The organism is Bacillus sp. EB106-04-04-XG123, from assembly GCF_058791855.1.
The window spans coordinates 724,423-740,607 of record NZ_JBYTDZ010000002.1 but is presented as its reverse complement, the minus strand read 5'-3'; the positions used below and the strand labels follow the sequence as shown (position 1 = coordinate 740,607).

Sequence of the window (16,185 nt, the reverse complement as noted above, 5' to 3'; positions counted from 1 at the left end):
CAGTGTGTCTGATCGAAATTTTTTTGTGTGATTTTCCAGAAAACTAAGACAATAGTATGAAAAATGATGTTGACAATCATTTCATGCATTATATAATATCAAGGAGAAGAGGGTTCTTTTCCCTGTAATGGAATGGAGGTTATGCCATGGTATTATAAATGGGACAGATTGCCTAAAACTCGTATCAATCCATCATTTAGAAGCAGACATCTTTGACTTTTAGGAAGCAAAGATTTATTTTTTCAACTCAATTGATAATGATTATCATAATCATCTATAAGTGTGTTCCAGCACTTGTGAAGGTTATTTTTTTTATTATCTATTGAGAATAATTATCAATATCATTTAGGAGGGTTCACATGAAAGTCATTCGTTCAACATCACCCGTATTATTATTCCTTAGTTTTGTTCTATTATTTGCTCTAGCCCCTGTTAGCTCAGCTTCAGCAGCTGGCTTAGCAGATGGTCAATATTCAGCGCAATATGTGGTATGGAAGGCAGATAGCGATTCGACTTCAACAGCGAATACGTATTTTGAAAAACCAGCTAAGCTTGTCGTAAAGGATGGAAAAATCAAAGCGCAAGTCACGTTAACGAATAGCTCTTGGATCACAAGCTTTAAAACGCTCGATCAAGGTGTCTACAAAGATGCGAAGGTGATCAGTACAAATACAGCTGCGAATAAGAGAACCGTAGAATTCAATGTGAACAGCCTGACTGAGGTTGTACCAGCAAAAGTGAGTGTGACTGTACCAGCAATCGGATATACAGGCAATTACGACATTCGCCTCAAGTTTGATGCGGCAACTGTTCAATAGAAAGGGAGGAAATTCGCTTGATGAAAAAAAGAATGAGGCTGTCAGTCTTCATGGCGGTTTTTTTACTGGCACTTCTACTGCCTTTTTCAAACGCACAGGCTGCCACGTTAAAGGATGGTACATACTCCGTCAATTATACTGTGCTGAAAGCTGAAGGAAATGCGGTATCAATGGCAAATGATTACTGGCTGAAGCCGGCAAAAGTGGTTGCGAAAAATGGGAAGTTGACTGTGCAAATGACGATTAAAAATAGCAGCTGGGTAACGGAATTTAAAGTGCCTGGAAATGGCGGCTATGTCGACACAACTGTTCTCTCAACGAATAAAAAAGCGAATACAAGACTCGTTCAGTTCCAAGCTCAGAGCTTGTCTAAACCGATCAAGTCAAAAATTCATGTCACTGTAAAATCTGCTGATTATGATCATGATTACACCATTCAGCTGAAATTTGATGAAAGCAGTATGAAATCGCTATCGTCTACCAGTGAAAATAAATCAACGGGTGCACAAGAAAGTCAGCAGCCATCAAAAGAATCAACAAACAAAGCTGATACATCCACAACGAAACAACAAGAAGACAACCCTCAAACTGGTGATACAAGCCAGATAGGATGGCTCCTTGTGCTTGTCTTATGTTCAGGCGGATTTTTAGCAAGAAAGTGGATCATCAAGCATTAACGGAAGGAAGTGTCACCATTTGAAACGTCTTTTTCATCTAAAGGCAGCCATTCTGCTTGTTTTATTCAGTTTGTTGACTGCGTTTCAGATTCCTCAAGGAACAGCTCAAGCGGCATCATTCGTTGATGGGGAATACACAGTCGGATTCACCATTTTAAAAGATGGTACCTCAGAAGCGTCTATGATGGATACCTATACAGAAAAGCCAGCTAAGCTGATTGTGGAAAATGGCAAGACAACAGCTTATGTCACACTGAAACAAAGCCAAGAAATTACAGACTTCAAGGTTGAACAAAATGGTGCGCTCGTCACCACTGAAACAGTCAGTGAGGACGAAACAGCCAATACACGTGTGATCAAATTTGATGTCGCCGACTTATCAGCGAAATTAAACGGCTGGGTGAAAATTTACTGGGATTTAGGCGGCTTTATTTATGACGAAGCATATGACGTACAGCTTGCATTCGATCAAAGCAGCCTTACACTCGTTAATTCTGCAGAGCCAGAAGAAAACGAACCAAAACCAGATGATCAAAATGGCACAAAGCCAGACGATAACGAACCAAAGCCAGATGATCAAAACGGTACAAAGCCAGACGATAACGAAACAAAACCGGATGATCAAAACGGTACAAAGCCAGATGACAATGAAACAAAACCGGATGATCAAAATGGCACAAAGCCAGACGATCAATCGACAACACCAGGCAATAACAATGGCACAAAACCAGATGATTCTGCGCAAAATCAATTAAAAGATGGCGTATATCGTATCAATTACAGTGTGCTAAAAGGGGATACGGATGAGGCATCTCGAATGAGCAATTACTTCTCACATCCTGCATCTTTAACTGTCAAAAATGGAAAACAAACCATCTCCTTTACGGTGAAAGACGATAAGTCTGTAGCTTCTTTGAAAACAGAGAAAGACGGTTCTTATCAAGAAGCGAAAACAGTCAGCAAGGATGAAACGAAGAACACAAGAGTGGTTTCATTTGATGCTGCTGATTTGAAAAAAGCGGTGAAAGGAAAAGTACACATTGTAGTAGCAGCCGCTAACTATGACCAAACCTACGATATTCGTTTTCAATTTGACTCAAAGAGTATCGCTCCAGTGAAGGACGGACAGGTGGTAGAGGAAGAACCACCAGCTACACCAGAAACGCCAAAACCAAATACACCATCACCAGAAACAAATAACAGCGGAGCTGATCAAGAGACTACTCAGCTAAAAGATGGTGTATACAAGCTTCCTTTCTCAATGAAGAAAGCAGACAAGGATGAGCTTTCCCGCATGAACGATTACGTCGTGAGCCCTGCGACACTGGTTGTGAAAAATGGCCGCCATTTCGTTTCATATAAAGTGAAAAACAGCTCAGCCATCACGTCATTCCAAGTAGGAACAGGCGGAAAGTTTGAAGAGACACTTGTCGCGAAAACAGATCAAAAAGCAGATACACGTGTCATTCAATATGAAGCAAAAAGTTTAAGCAGTGCTCAGGCTGCACGCGTAAAAATTGATATTCCAGCTGCGAACTATCATGAGCAGTACGATGTCAAACTTGTCTACGACACAAAAGGAATCGCTCTCGGTGAGGGAAGCGGCATTTCAACGGTCATTGGAGACGATGAGAGTATCGGATTTGTCAAAAATCCAAATGATCACGATTCTCAAACACCTCAACTTGAGAATATAGCACCAGAGGAAACGGGTGCGGAGCAGATGACATTTACGCCATCAGATGACCAAACCAAATCTGAGTCTGGACAGCTGAATCCGAAAACGGGAGATACCTCTCTTCTTTGGGTGTATATTCTTTTATTCGGCGGTTCGTTATTCGTACTCGTCAGAAAATATCAAACACGGACAAGATAGTTCGTTTTATTTTAAGTGAGATGCGTCTTTTTCCTCGGCGCATCCACTCTCTTTTTTCGAAAGGAGGCTTCTGTTTTTGAAGCATCGAATGTTATGTACCTTGATCGCTGCCTTCAGTGTGTGCATGATCTTATCTGGCTGCTCACAGTCAGCTGAAAGCTCAGCAAAAGGCAAAAAAAGCGCTGAATCAAGTGAGCGTATTGTAGCAACGACTGTAGCAGCCGCGGAAATCATGGATGCTTTAGAGGTTGATCTTGTCGGGGTGCCAACAAGTCAAAAATCCTTGCCAGCTCGTTACAAAGGACTGCCGGAAGTCGGCAATCCCATGAGCCCGGACATGGAAATCATCCAATCACTTCAACCGACAGATGTCCTGTCTGTCACAACCCTTCAATATGATTTAGAGAAACCCTTTCAGCAAGCAGGTGTCCCTGCCACATACTTAAATCTCGAGAGTATGGTCAACATGGAGAAGGCCATCACGAAGCTTGGGGATAAGTATGACAGGAAGAAGCAGGCTGAGCGCATTGTGTCTGCGTTTGAGCAAAAAAAGAAAGACATACAAGAGAAGACAAAAGGAAAACGCAAGCCGTCCGTTCTGATTTTGCTTGGTGTGCCAGGAAGTTATTTGGTGGCGACAGAAAATTCATATATTGGTGATCTTGTACGTATCGCAGGAGGAAAGAACATTGTGGAAGGCGAGAAAATGGAGTATTTGGAATCCAATACGGAGTATTTACAAAAAGCCAATCCAGATATCATTCTCCGAGCCGCACATGGGATGCCGGATGAAGTCGTCAAAATGTTTGATCAAGAATTTAAAACAAATGACATCTGGAAACATTTTAATGCGGTCAAACAAGACCGGGTGTATGACCTCGAAGAAAGCTTATTCGGGACAACAGGCAATTTAAAGGCAGCAGAGGCATTAGATGAATTGACTCGTATGTTGTATCCGTCATAAGTTTGCGAATCTTAATGATAAAAGGACGTTCAAGATGAAAAAAACAGGATTTTTATTTCTGATAGTCAGTCTCTTACTGGTCTGCGTGTTTATTTATTCAGCCATTACTGGGAGCATTCATGTGACCCCAATTGAATTATTAGAAGGGCTCATCACCGGTCAACATGCACAGGTAGAAATCATTAAAGATTTGAGAATCCCCCGCGTGCTCATCGCGATGTTTACAGGGGCCGCCTTATCTGTCTCCGGTGTACTGCTGCAGTCGGTCATGAGGAATCCGTTAGCTGATGCCGGCGTCATTGGGATTTCATCAGGAGCCAGCTTCTTTTCATTAATGGCGATTACAGCGCTTCCTCAATTTTATTTCTACTCACCTTTATTTTCGGTATTAGGCGGGGCGATTGCTTGTTTCCTCGTATACGTTCTATCTTGGAAGGGTGGTTTAAGCCCGATCCGCATGATCTTAGTTGGGATCGCCATCAATGCCATGTTTACTGGGATGGCTGAAGCATTTGTGACCATTTGCAGCTATTTCAATATCACAATTAATCAGTCAGGACAGTCGAATCTCACGATGAAAACGTGGGGAGATGTCCGTTTAATCGGTGTTTATGGTGTCGTTGGCCTTGTCGTGGCACTCTTCTTCAGCAGATGGTGTAACCTGTTGGCTCTTCAAGACAAGACAGCGAAAAACTTAGGATTGCGTGTGACCAGAATGCGCCTTTTGATTTCCATCACAGCCGTTTTACTTGCGGCAGTGACAGCAGCAGTAGCGGGCGTAATAGCCTTTGTCGGCTTGCTCATTCCGCACATTTCAAGAAGGCTTGTCGGCTCGGATCACCGAGTACTGATTCCATTTTCTGCGTTAAGCGGGGCTTTGCTGATTTTGACGGCTGATACGCTTGGCAGGACGCTTGTGGCGCCAAATGAGATTCCTGCTTCTACGATCATGGCCGTGATTGGCGGGCCGTTTCTGATCTTTTTATTAAGAAGGGGGGACCGTCTCCATGGACATTCGTGAGGTGTCATTCTCATATGACCAGCAGAAGGACATCGTTCAATCGGTAACAACACAGATTGAAAAGGGGAAAATCACAACCATTATCGGTCCAAATGGCTCGGGAAAATCCACACTGCTTTCCTTAATGGCAAATAATCATTGTCCAAATAAAGGGCAGATACACTTAGACGGGCAAGCGCTGAATGCGTTCAAGCCAAAGGAGCTGGCGAAAAAGCTCGCTGTCGTCCATCAGCAAAATGAAGCGCCTCTTGATTTAACGATCGAACGGGTCGTGGCATTCGGCAGAACGCCGTATCAGACAATGCGCGGAGGAGACAAGGAAGAGGACGAGAGAGCGATAGAATGGGCGCTGTCCAGTACAAAGCTAACGGACAAACGAAAGGTGCCGCTCGCCTCACTGTCAGGTGGAGAGCGGCAGCGTGTATGGATTGCGATGGCACTTGCGCAAAAAACACCGATCCTTTTCTTAGATGAACCGACAACTTATTTGGATATCTACTATCAATTTGACATTCTTGAGCTGATTCGGGAGCTGAATGCCAGGCACGGATTAACCATTGTCATGGTGCTCCACGATATGAATCAGGCTGTCCGCTACAGCGATATCATCATAGCGATGAAGGATGGACAGATTATCAGTGAAGGACAGCCAAATGATGTGTTAACAGAGGAAAATGTGCGACACATTTATGATGTGTCCGTGACGATTAGACAGGATGCAGAAACAGGGATGTACATCGTGCCTGTTGGTATATAAGCTGGGCAAAAAGCAGGTGAGACAGTGTGAAACGAGGAAAACGGCTTTGGCAGCGGATGCTGACGATCGTTTGTTTAGGCGTATTTATTTATAGCGGTACAGCTATCGGCTTCGAGCTTTTCGGTTATTATCAAAATCGCCAGGTGCTTGCAAAGGCCCAGACGATGTATGGACATGAAGAAATGAATGAAAAACGGGAGTCGGGAAAGATCCGTTCGTCATTTGATGAGCTGCGGAAGGTGAATGAGGACATTGTCGGCTGGATCAATATGGAGGATACGATGATTCAGTATCCGATCGTTCAATCTCGCGATAATGCGTTCTACTTAACTCGTAATTATTTAAAAAACGACACCCGGGCAGGCAGTATCTTTATGGATTATCGTAATGATGTCCTGCATGAAAGCCCAAATACAGTGGTGTACGGCCATCGGATGAGGGATGGATCCATGTTTGCTGGACTCACAAACTATCTAAAAAAAGATTTCTTTAATGAGCACCGGACATTTCAGTACGATACGCTGTATCAAAGCTATGAAGCGGAGATTTTTGCCGTGTATGAAACGACGGTTGACTTCGATTATATTCAAACCGATTTTCAGGATCTTGGCGAATATGCCCATTACTTGCAAGCTGTGCGGAAGAAATCAATCTATCAAACGAAGACAGACGTGTCCACAGATGACCTCATCCTCACCTTATCGACCTGTGATCATGTGCTTGCACCTAAAAACGGGCGTCTCGTGGTACAGGCAAAGCTAAAGAAAGTTTACTAGAAAAGGAGAGACAGACGGTTGAAAATTTCATATGTGATCTTGGCGGGACTCGTCTTAATGCTTCTCCTCGGCGGATGCAGTCAGGCAGCACCTGTAGAGAAAGAAAGCGCGGCAGGAGCGCTGAAGATAAAGGATTTTACCGGAAGAACGCTGTCATTTGATGAATCCCCTCAGCGTATTGTCGCCTTATCGACCGGGGACTTGAGCATTCTATATGCTTTAGGCGGTGAGGCGGTCGGCAGGCCAACTGCCGAGTTACCAGACAGCTTACAAAAGGCAAAGTCCGTACAAACGATTGGCACAACGCATCAATTTGATGTAGAGCTGATCACAAGCTTAAACCCTGATGTTGTGCTTGGAAATGAACAATTAAACAGCAAGGACATCTTTACAATAGAAGGAATTGGTTCACAGCTTCTTTTGACAAGCGCCAATTCAGTGAAGGACATCCAGCGCCAAATTTCGTTATTTGGGGAGTTGCTTGGGAAGCAGCAAAAGGCTAAAGCACTCAATGATCAAATTGATGAGCGGAAAAAGCAGGTCAAGCAGCCTAAGAAAAAAGTAAAAACACTCGTTGTGTACGGTGCACCCGGCACATATATGGCGGCGCTTCCTCAATCCTTAAGCGGAGATTTATTGCATATCGCCGGGGGTGCAAACATTGCTGAGAATGAACCGGCACTCGAAAAATTCCCTCAATACGCCCAAATCAATGCTGAAATGGTGATCGAAGCCGATCCTGATCTCATTCTGCTCATGACACACAGCAATCCTGAAGATGTGAAAGCGGGCTTTATGAGTGAAATGAAACAAAATGCAGCATGGCACGACGTATCAGCTGTCAAAAATGGCCGCGTGGAGATTTTGCCTAGTGATTTATTCGGGACGAATCCAGGCGCAGACGTCATCAAGGCGATTGATGAACTAGAGAAGAGATTGAAGCGATTGTCATCATGAAGGTGAATGCAGAGTTAGATTTTCAAAAAAGACAGTCGAGACGAAAATGGTTGATACCGGGACTACTTCTCTCGCTTGGTGTGGGCTTATGTTTAGGGCTTGCATTAGGTTCTGTTCAATTATCGCTGCCAGATTTGATCGCTGCTTTGACGCGATCAGGCCAGCCTGTCCATGAAAAAATCGTCATGGATTTACGCCTGCCGCGCGTTCTCATAGGCTTCATCGTCGGGGCCTGTCTCGCAGCATCAGGAGCGATTTTACAAGGAGTCGTCCGAAATCCACTCGCTGATCCCGGCATCATCGGTGTGACCGCCGGCGGTGGGTTAGCTGCTGTACTCAGCATGATTGTGTTTCCACAATTCACATATCTGCTTCCAGCAGCTGCCTTCCTTGGCGCTTTATTAGCGGCACTCGTTGTGTATATCCTGTCGTTTGACCAAGGGGTTTCGCCACTGAAATTGATTCTGGCGGGAGTGGCAGTCAATGCGCTGCTTGGTGCGGTCATGAATGGGTTGATGGTGCTTTATAGTGAGCGTGTGCAGGCTGTTCTGCCTTTTTTATCGGGAGGATTAAATGGACGGAGCTGGCATCATCTGAGCTTTGTGTCACCCTATGCGCTTGCCGGTTTGTGTCTTTGTTTTTTTGCGATCAAGCCCGCAAATCTTCTTTTACTTGGTGATGAGTCAGCGCAGCTGCTCGGCCTTAGAGTCGAGCGAACCCGTTTTTTCTTAATTGCACTGGCGGCGCTTTTGGCGGGTGCGGCGGTAAGCGTGAGCGGTTTAATTGGATTTGTCGGTCTTGTCGTCCCTCATTTTATCCGCCTTTTAATTGGAGATGACTACCGGTACCTGCTTCCGATCTCAATGCTGGGCGGCGGCGTACTTGTGGTCTTTGCAGATACAGCGGCACGGGTATGGTTTACACCGGTTGAACTGCCTGTGGGTATTCTGCTTGCCTGTATCGGTGCACCTTTCTTCCTCTATTTATTAAAAAAGAAAGGGAGGGGTTAAGTTGGATGTGATTGCGATGAATGACGTGAGTCTCAGTCAAGGAGGCTTTCGATTGTCGTCTATTTCAGCAGCTGTGCCTAAAGGGAGTGTAACAGGAATTATTGGACCGAATGGGTCAGGGAAGTCGACGTTAATTAAAGCGGCCGCACGCCTTACGTCGATCGAAAGCGGCATGATTTATATTCACGATATCCCGCAAAAAGAAATGACAGCGCAGGAGATTGCACAGGAAATCGCCGTTCTAATGCAGACGAGAACTGCCATCCCATCGATGACAGTACGTGAGCTGGTTGCACTTGGACGCAGTCCGCATCGTTCGATCTGGAAAAAGAGCTCGCAGGCAGATCAGGAAGCGATAGAGTGGGCGCTTGATGTGACAAATAGCCGCGTAAATGAAAACAGGATGCTGCATACATTGTCAGGCGGAGAAAGGCAAAAGGCGTATATTGCAATGGCACTGGCTCAGAAGACAGAGACGATTATTCTGGATGAGCCTACCACTTTCTTAGATATTGCGCACCAGCTTGATTTACTGGAGCTGCTCAAACAGCTGAATGAAACGCATGGGATCACCATTTTAATGGTTCTTCATGACCTGCAGCAGGCAGCAAAATATTGTGACCGCCTGATTGCGATGAAGAGTGGTCAGGTTTACCAAATAGGGACACCAAACGAAGTATTAACAGAAAACTTTTTCAAAGAAGTCTTTGGGATTCAGGCAGAGGTTCACTTAGATGGAGAGCATCCGCTCATTATCCCAATCGCTTCGATCCAACAACAAAAGGGAGATGAACCAAACATGATCATTGTAAACAACCAGGTTAGAGTAGAAAAAGGCAGTGCAGACCACCTCGTCAAGCGTTTTAACAAGCAGGGACAAGTAGAATTCATGGAAGGATTTTTAGGCATGGAAGTCTGGGTCACACAGCAGACAACCGATTACGATGAAGTGACCATTCATACCCGCTGGAATCGAAAAGAAGATTTTGTGAATTGGACAAAATCTCAGGCATTTGGAGATGCACACGCTCACGGAAAAGCAAAACCTGAAGGCATTTTAAAAAATAAAATTACGTATTATGAAGTGCAAGTCACAAGACCTGCATTACAGAAAAAAGCCTAAAAAAGAAATACAGCGCTGCGGCCCACATGCAGCGCTCTTTTTTTGCGGTTTTTTATTTTCCGTCACATATTGTTGACAAAGTATTCAAATAACTGACACAATACCATCCAATTTTTAGGTAAAATTTACTTTATTTTTGAAGCGTATGGGTGTAAAGTACAGGTATAAATAACTAACCGAATGAAAATCAAGAGTAAAATTTCACCGAGTGAACCATTTCAAATGGACTTTTATTTGTGAAACATTGAACAAATAGTGAACATTTTGTGAAATGGTGAGCATGAATCGTTCGGCATGTGAAAGTAAGGGAGGATGTAAGGCTGTGAGTGAGCTGTTTTTAGCAAGATTTCAATTTGCTTCAACGACATTATTTCATTTTATTTTTGTTCCTATGTCAATAGGTTTGGTGTTTATCGTCGCATTGATGCAGACCCTTTATGTCGTCAAGAAAAAAGACATCTATAAAAAGATGGCGAAGTTTTGGGGTCACCTGTTCTTACTTAACTTTGCAGTAGGTGTGGTGACAGGGATTCTGCAGGAATTCCAGTTTGGGATGAACTGGTCAGATTATTCAAGGTTTGTCGGTGATGTCTTTGGTGCACCGCTTGCCATTGAAGCGCTTTTGGCCTTTTTCCTTGAATCTACATTTATTGGACTTTGGATATTCGGCTGGGATCGTCTGCCGAAGAAAATTCATTTATTGTGCATTTGGCTTGTTTCCCTTGGTACGATCTTTTCGGCGTTTTGGATTTTACTCGCCAACTCATTTATGCAGGAGCCAGTTGGATTTGCCATTAAAAATGGCCGTGCAGAAATGAATGATTTTGGCGCTCTTGTGACGAACCCGCAGCTTTGGGTTGAGTTCCCGCACGTTCTGTTTGGTGCACTGGCAACAGGAGCTTTCTTTATTGCAGGAGTTAGTGCCTATAAAATGATTAAAAAACAAGAAATCGCCTTTTTCAAAAAGTCATTCCAGATTGCGATGGTCCTCGCTTTAATTTCTGGCTTAGGTGTGGCGTTCTCTGGACATGATCAAGCGAAGCATTTAATGAAATCACAGCCAATGAAAATGGCAGCAAGTGAAGCCCTTTGGAAGGATAGTGGAGATCCAGCGGCTTGGACACTATTTGCCAACATTGACACAGATAAAAAAGAAAACTCTGCGGAGATCAATATTCCGTTTGCCTTAAGTTATTTGGCTTATTCGAAGTTCAGTGGAGACGTTCCAGGTATGCTGACGCTTCAAAAAGAATATGAAGCCAAGTTTGGTCCCGGGGACTACATTCCGCCAGTGAAAACAACATTCTGGAGCTTTAGAATCATGGTCGGTGCAGGCATGCTGATGATTTTTGCTAGTATGATTGGCTTATACTTAAGCTTTAGAAAGAAACTCGAAACAAACAAATGGTATTTACGCTTCATGGTATGGATGATTGCGTTCCCGTTTATTGCGAACTCAGCCGGCTGGATCATGACTGAGATCGGGCGTCAGCCGTGGACCGTCTTTGGCATGATGACGACGGCTCAATCGATTTCACCGAACGTATCGTATGGCATGCTGTTATTCTCAGTCATTAGCTTTACGGCGATGTATCTGATTCTTGCTATTGTGCTCGCTTACTTATTCATTCGAGAAATTAAAAAAGGTGCACATTCTGAAGAAGATACAGATCAAAAGGATGAAACGGACCTGTCTACAGATCCATTTGATGGAGGCGCATATCATGGCATATCTTAACGAGATTTGGTTTATTCTTGTCGCAGTATTGTTTGTTGGATTTTTCTTCTTAGAAGGATTTGATTTTGGTGTCGGGATGTCCATGCAGCTGCTTGGAAAGGACGCGCACGAGCGCCGCATTTTAATCAATACGATTGGTCCTTTCTGGGATGCGAATGAGGTCTGGCTGATTACAGCTGGCGGCGCTATTTTCGCTGCATTTCCTAACTGGTATGCCACGATGTTCAGCGGATACTATATTCCGTTTGCGGTTCTCCTCTTAGCGCTCATTGGGCGCGGGGTCGCCTTTGAATTCCGAGGGAAGGTTGAGAAAGCCTCTTGGATCAAGGTGTGGGACTGGGTCATCTTCTTTGGCAGTCTGCTTCCGCCATTTTTACTAGGTGTATTATTCACGAGTATTTTACGCGGGATGCCAATTGATCAAGACATGAACATGTACGCTGGTTTTACGGACTTTGTGAATCTTTATTCAGTGATCGGCGGGGTAGCTGTGACAGTTCTTTGCCTGCTGCATGGCTTGATTTTCGTCACACTTCGTACAGAAGGTGATCTAAGAGATCGTGCAAGAAAACTAGGTCAGCGTGTCCTGCTCATTGCACTCCCTGTTCTTGTCATCTTTGTCGGTGTGTCTATCATTGAAACAGATATTTATACCGTACGCCCGATCATCACCATTCCGTTAACTGTGCTGATTGTGGCTTGTTATATAGCTGCTCTTGTTTTGATGAGAAAAGAACGTGATGGCTGGACATTCTTATTCACAGGCGCAGGCATCATGGTGACGGTGTCCATGCTGTTCACTGCATTGTTCCCGCGCGTCATGATTAGTTCAATCAGCCATTCATTTGATCTCACGATTCAAAACGCTGCATCTGGATCTTATTCACTGACGGTCATGACGATTGTGGCCATTTCTTTGCTGCCCTTTGTGCTTGGGTATCAAATTTGGAGCTATTACGTCTTCCGTAAACGTGTAAGCGGTAAGGAGCCAATGACCTACTAATGGATAAACGTCTGCTTCAACTAAAAGGAATGAGAGGGCTTCTTGCCCTCTTAGGTATTGTGTCACTCATCCAAGGAGCAAGTATTATTTTCCAAGCACAGTGGCTGGCACATGCCATTACAACGCTGTTTGACGGGAAAAGCCTCTCGCAGGCAACGCCTTATGTCCTGCTGTTTCTTGCTGCCTTTCTTGTGCGGCACGGTCTCACCTTGATTCGGGAGAAGGTCATGTTTACGTACTCTTCCCGAATTGGAGCAGACGTCAGAAAGCAGCTGCTAGACCAACTCTTTCGATTAGGGCCTGCCTTCGCAAAGAAAAAAGGGACAGGAAAGCTTGTCACACTAGCAATGGAAGGAATTGCTCAATACCGTCAGTATTTACAGCTGTTTTTGCCGAAAATGGTGAACATGGCAGTGATTCCGGCAATGGTCCTTATCTATGTGTGGACATTAGATGAAACATCGGCTGTCATTTTAATTGTGACGCTGCCTATATTAATTATTTTTATGATTTTGCTAGGCCTTGTTGCTCAGCGTAAAGCGGCCAAACAATGGAGATCGTATGAGAAATTATCCAATCATTTTACTGACTCTCTCCGCGGCCTTGAGACGCTTCGTTACTTAGGTATCAGCAAAAAACACTCCCGTAATATTGCGGAGGTATCAAAGCGATATCGCAAAGCGACCATGAGCACACTGAAGGTCGCCTTTCTGTCATCGTTTGCGCTCGATTTCTTTTCCATGCTATCAATTGCAACCGTCGCTGTTTTTCTTGGCTTGCGATTAATTGAAGGAGAGCTTCTCTTATTGCCGGCTTTGACGGCGCTTATGCTGGCGCCAGAGTATTTCCTGCCGGTACGTGAAGTAGGAAATGATTATCATGCGACGTTAAATGGAAAAGAAGCGAATGAAGCTATGCAGGTCATTTTAGAAGAAAAGGGCTTCCGCACGCAGGAGACACAATCTGTGCAGCTAGGCAAGTGGGATGCACAATCCGTGCTCACGCTGCAAGATGTTTGTGTCCAGCATGATGAACATGCCCCTTATTCCATTCAGGATGTAGATCTCACTGTCAAAGGGAAGAAAAAAATCGGCATTATTGGTGCCAGTGGTTCAGGGAAATCGACGTTAACCGATGTCCTCGGCGGCTTTGTTGAACCGTCTTCGGGTCAAATCACGCTGAACGGCCAGCCGCTTGTTCATTTACAGATGAAGGAATGGCAAAAGGAAGTTGTCTATATGCCGCAGCATCCCTATTTATTTCACATGACATTAAGAGAAAACATTCGTTTTTATGAACCGAATGCAACAGACGCGGAAGTGGAAAGAGCTGTGCATGAGGCTGGTTTAACTCAGCTTGTCACACAGCTGCCAAATGGTCTGGATGAGGTCATTGGAGAACAGGGAAGAGGGCTAAGCGGCGGACAGGCGCAAAGAATTGCCCTTGCTCGAACTGTGCTGGGCCAGCGGTCCATTATGCTGTTAGATGAACCAACGGCGCATCTCGATATTGAAACAGAGTACGAACTGAAGAAAACAATGCTTCCACTGTTTGAACATAAACTTGTGTTCTTAGCGACACACAGACTCCATTGGATGCCGGACATGGATGAAATCATTGTCATGGATCAAGGAACCGTCGCAGAAATGGGGACACATGATTCATTAATGCAAAGAAAAGGCGTGTATTATCAATTGGTACAGGAGCAAATGGGGGCGGTCACACATGATCAGTAAAGGCTGGTTTATACCTTATATCAAGGAGAATCGAAAGCTGTTTGCCTTGGTTTTATTTTTAGGGGCCATTGCGGTATTCTCTGCATCTATGCTGATGTACACGTCGGGCTTTCTCATTTCAAAAGCCGCGACAAGACCTGAGAATATACTCATGGTCTACGTCCCAATCGTGGCTGTACGTACCTTTGGTATTTCGCGCTCTGCTGCCCGCTATGCAGAAAGGCTGGCGAGCCATCAACTCATTTTGACAATGATTGAAAAAATGCGTGTGCGTCTGTATGACATGGCTGAACGAAGTGCGAAACAGACAAAGCTGGGGACAGGTGAAATGCTTGGTCTTTTGTCAGATGATGTGGAGAGACTGCAGGATGCCTATTTAAAAACCATCTTCCCATCCATCGGTGCACTGCTTTTATATGCCGCATCCATTGGAGCACTTGGCCTTTTCTCATGGCCTTTTGCTGGACTGATGCTGCTTTATATGGCACTTCTCGTCTTCGTCTTCCCATACGTCACAGTGCTTGTGAACCGGGCAAGACAAATTCAAATGAAAAAAGGCAGAAATGAACTGTACAGCCATTTAACAGATGCAGTTATGGGCGTTAGTGACTGGCTGTTCAGCGGCAGGCAGAAAGATTTTGTTGATGGTTATGAACAAAAAGAAGCGCAGCTGTTAGCGCTTGAATCAGCCAAGCACCGGTTTATCCGCTTGCGCCAATTTTTTGCACAGCTCTTGATTGGAGGAGCTGTCGTACTAGTCGTGTATTGGAGCGGCTTGGTCGTTCAGTCAGGATCCATGTCACACACACTGATTGCAGCCTTTGTGCTTGTGCTGTTTCCGTTAACAGAAGCCTTTCTTCCGCTGTCAGATGCGGCAGGTGATATCCCTGTCTATCAGCATGCTGTCAGCAGATTACATCATTATGAAAAGCAGTCATATGAAGGAGAAACTGAGAGCGAGGCAGTGGATCAGTCAACCCTTTCTCACGATGAAGCTGTCTGTTTCGATCAAGTGTCCTTTCGGTATGACACGCATCAATATGTACTTCAAGACCTGTCCTTTTCTCTGAAGCAAGGGGAATCACTCGCGCTCCTAGGAAAAAGCGGTGCCGGCAAATCGACCATTTTAAAATTGTTAGAAGGGGCAGTCGTTCCAAATCAAGGAGCTGTCAGCATTCAAGGAAAACCGGTTCAAAGCATTCAAGAGAAGGTGTCTGCCTATGTGTCTGTGCTCAATCAACAGCCTTATTTATTTGATACGTCTGTTTTAAACAATATCCGTTTAGGATCTCCAGAGGCGACAGAAGAGCAGGTAAAAGAAGCAGCTAGACAAGTGCAGCTGCATGATTACATCGAGTCTTTGCCAGAAGGTTATCACACAGGTGTTCAGGAGACAGGGGTTCGATTTTCAGGTGGAGAAAGACAGCGTATGGCATTAGCTCGGATTTTGCTGCAGGACACGCCGGTTGTTGTATTAGATGAACCGACCGTCGGGCTTGATCCACGGACAGAGCGTGAATTGCTTGAAACCATCTTCCGTGTGTTAAAAGGGAAAACAGTTATTTGGATAACCCATCATCTGACTGGCTGTGAGGCGTGTGACCGCATCATGTTTATTGAAGACGGACGCATTGAGATGCAGGGTCAGCATCAGGTTTTACTAAAAGAAAACAAGCGTTATCAAAAGTTGTATGAAATGGATCGTCCTTTTTCTACAATCTAAATGAAA

The 16,185-nt window shown here is 44.6% G+C and carries 14 protein-coding genes; all 14 read left to right on the top strand.

Translation table 11 applies throughout. From position 1 onward, the window contains the following. Positions 1-359: 359 nt before the first annotated feature. Positions 360-818 carry an NEAT domain-containing protein gene (locus tag AC3WTB_RS09185; protein ID WP_268473495.1) on the top strand — a complete coding sequence of 153 codons (459 nt, stop codon included), beginning with the start codon at positions 360-362 and terminating at the stop codon, positions 816-818. A gap of 20 nt (positions 819-838) precedes the next feature. Further along, positions 839-1,495 carry a heme uptake protein IsdC gene (isdC, locus tag AC3WTB_RS09180; protein ID WP_366206472.1) on the top strand — a complete coding sequence of 219 codons (657 nt, stop codon included), beginning with the start codon at positions 839-841 and terminating at the stop codon, positions 1,493-1,495. Between the two features lie 19 nt (positions 1,496-1,514). Beyond that, the gene (locus AC3WTB_RS09175; RefSeq protein WP_268473497.1) at positions 1,515-3,371 is read left to right on the top strand and encodes an NEAT domain-containing protein; all 1,857 of its coding nucleotides are present in this window, start codon (positions 1,515-1,517) and stop codon (positions 3,369-3,371) included. Positions 3,372-3,447: 76 nt separating this feature from the next. Beyond that, positions 3,448-4,335 carry a heme ABC transporter substrate-binding protein IsdE gene (gene isdE / locus AC3WTB_RS09170; protein ID WP_126682497.1) on the top strand — a complete coding sequence of 296 codons (888 nt, stop codon included), beginning with the start codon at positions 3,448-3,450 and terminating at the stop codon, positions 4,333-4,335. Positions 4,336-4,369: 34 nt separating this feature from the next. Continuing rightward, a complete protein-coding gene (locus tag AC3WTB_RS09165; protein ID WP_039182499.1) occupies positions 4,370-5,356 on the top strand; it encodes a FecCD family ABC transporter permease in 987 nt (328 codons plus the stop codon). Beyond that, complete coding sequence (locus AC3WTB_RS09160; protein ID WP_064498835.1) at positions 5,343-6,113, top strand: ABC transporter ATP-binding protein; 771 nt, start codon at positions 5,343-5,345, stop codon at positions 6,111-6,113. The genes AC3WTB_RS09165 and AC3WTB_RS09160 overlap by 14 nt, the downstream gene beginning before the upstream one ends. Positions 6,114-6,139: 26 nt before the next feature. Continuing rightward, positions 6,140-6,889: a class B sortase gene (gene srtB / locus AC3WTB_RS09155; protein ID WP_492333619.1), complete on the top strand. Its 750-nt coding sequence runs from the start codon at positions 6,140-6,142 to the stop codon at positions 6,887-6,889. 18 nt (positions 6,890-6,907) lie between these two features. Continuing rightward, positions 6,908-7,846, top strand: a complete 939-nt coding sequence (locus AC3WTB_RS09150; RefSeq protein ID WP_126682495.1) for an ABC transporter substrate-binding protein — start codon at positions 6,908-6,910, stop codon at positions 7,844-7,846. Further along, complete coding sequence (locus AC3WTB_RS09145) at positions 7,843-8,856, top strand: FecCD family ABC transporter permease (RefSeq protein ID WP_492333618.1); 1,014 nt, start codon at positions 7,843-7,845, stop codon at positions 8,854-8,856. Before AC3WTB_RS09150 ends, AC3WTB_RS09145 begins: the two co-directional genes overlap by 4 nt. 7 nt (positions 8,857-8,863) lie before the next feature. Next, positions 8,864-9,979 carry a heme oxygenase gene (gene isdG / locus AC3WTB_RS09140; RefSeq protein ID WP_492333688.1) on the top strand — a complete coding sequence of 372 codons (1,116 nt, stop codon included), beginning with the start codon at positions 8,864-8,866 and terminating at the stop codon, positions 9,977-9,979. A gap of 322 nt (positions 9,980-10,301) precedes the next feature. Continuing rightward, positions 10,302-11,717, top strand: a complete 1,416-nt coding sequence (locus AC3WTB_RS09135) for a cytochrome ubiquinol oxidase subunit I (protein WP_039182485.1) — start codon at positions 10,302-10,304, stop codon at positions 11,715-11,717. Then, complete coding sequence (gene cydB / locus AC3WTB_RS09130) at positions 11,704-12,720, top strand: cytochrome d ubiquinol oxidase subunit II (RefSeq protein WP_047202951.1); 1,017 nt, start codon at positions 11,704-11,706, stop codon at positions 12,718-12,720. The genes AC3WTB_RS09135 and cydB overlap by 14 nt, the downstream gene beginning before the upstream one ends. Then, positions 12,720-14,456 (top strand): thiol reductant ABC exporter subunit CydD, encoded by a 1,737-nt coding sequence (gene cydD, locus AC3WTB_RS09125; RefSeq protein ID WP_492333617.1) that lies wholly within the window; start codon positions 12,720-12,722, stop codon positions 14,454-14,456. Before cydB ends, cydD begins: the two co-directional genes overlap by 1 nt. Beyond that, complete coding sequence (gene cydC, locus AC3WTB_RS09120; RefSeq protein ID WP_492333616.1) at positions 14,446-16,179, top strand: thiol reductant ABC exporter subunit CydC; 1,734 nt, start codon at positions 14,446-14,448, stop codon at positions 16,177-16,179. The genes cydD and cydC overlap by 11 nt, the downstream gene beginning before the upstream one ends. Positions 16,180-16,185: the final 6 nt, after the last annotated feature.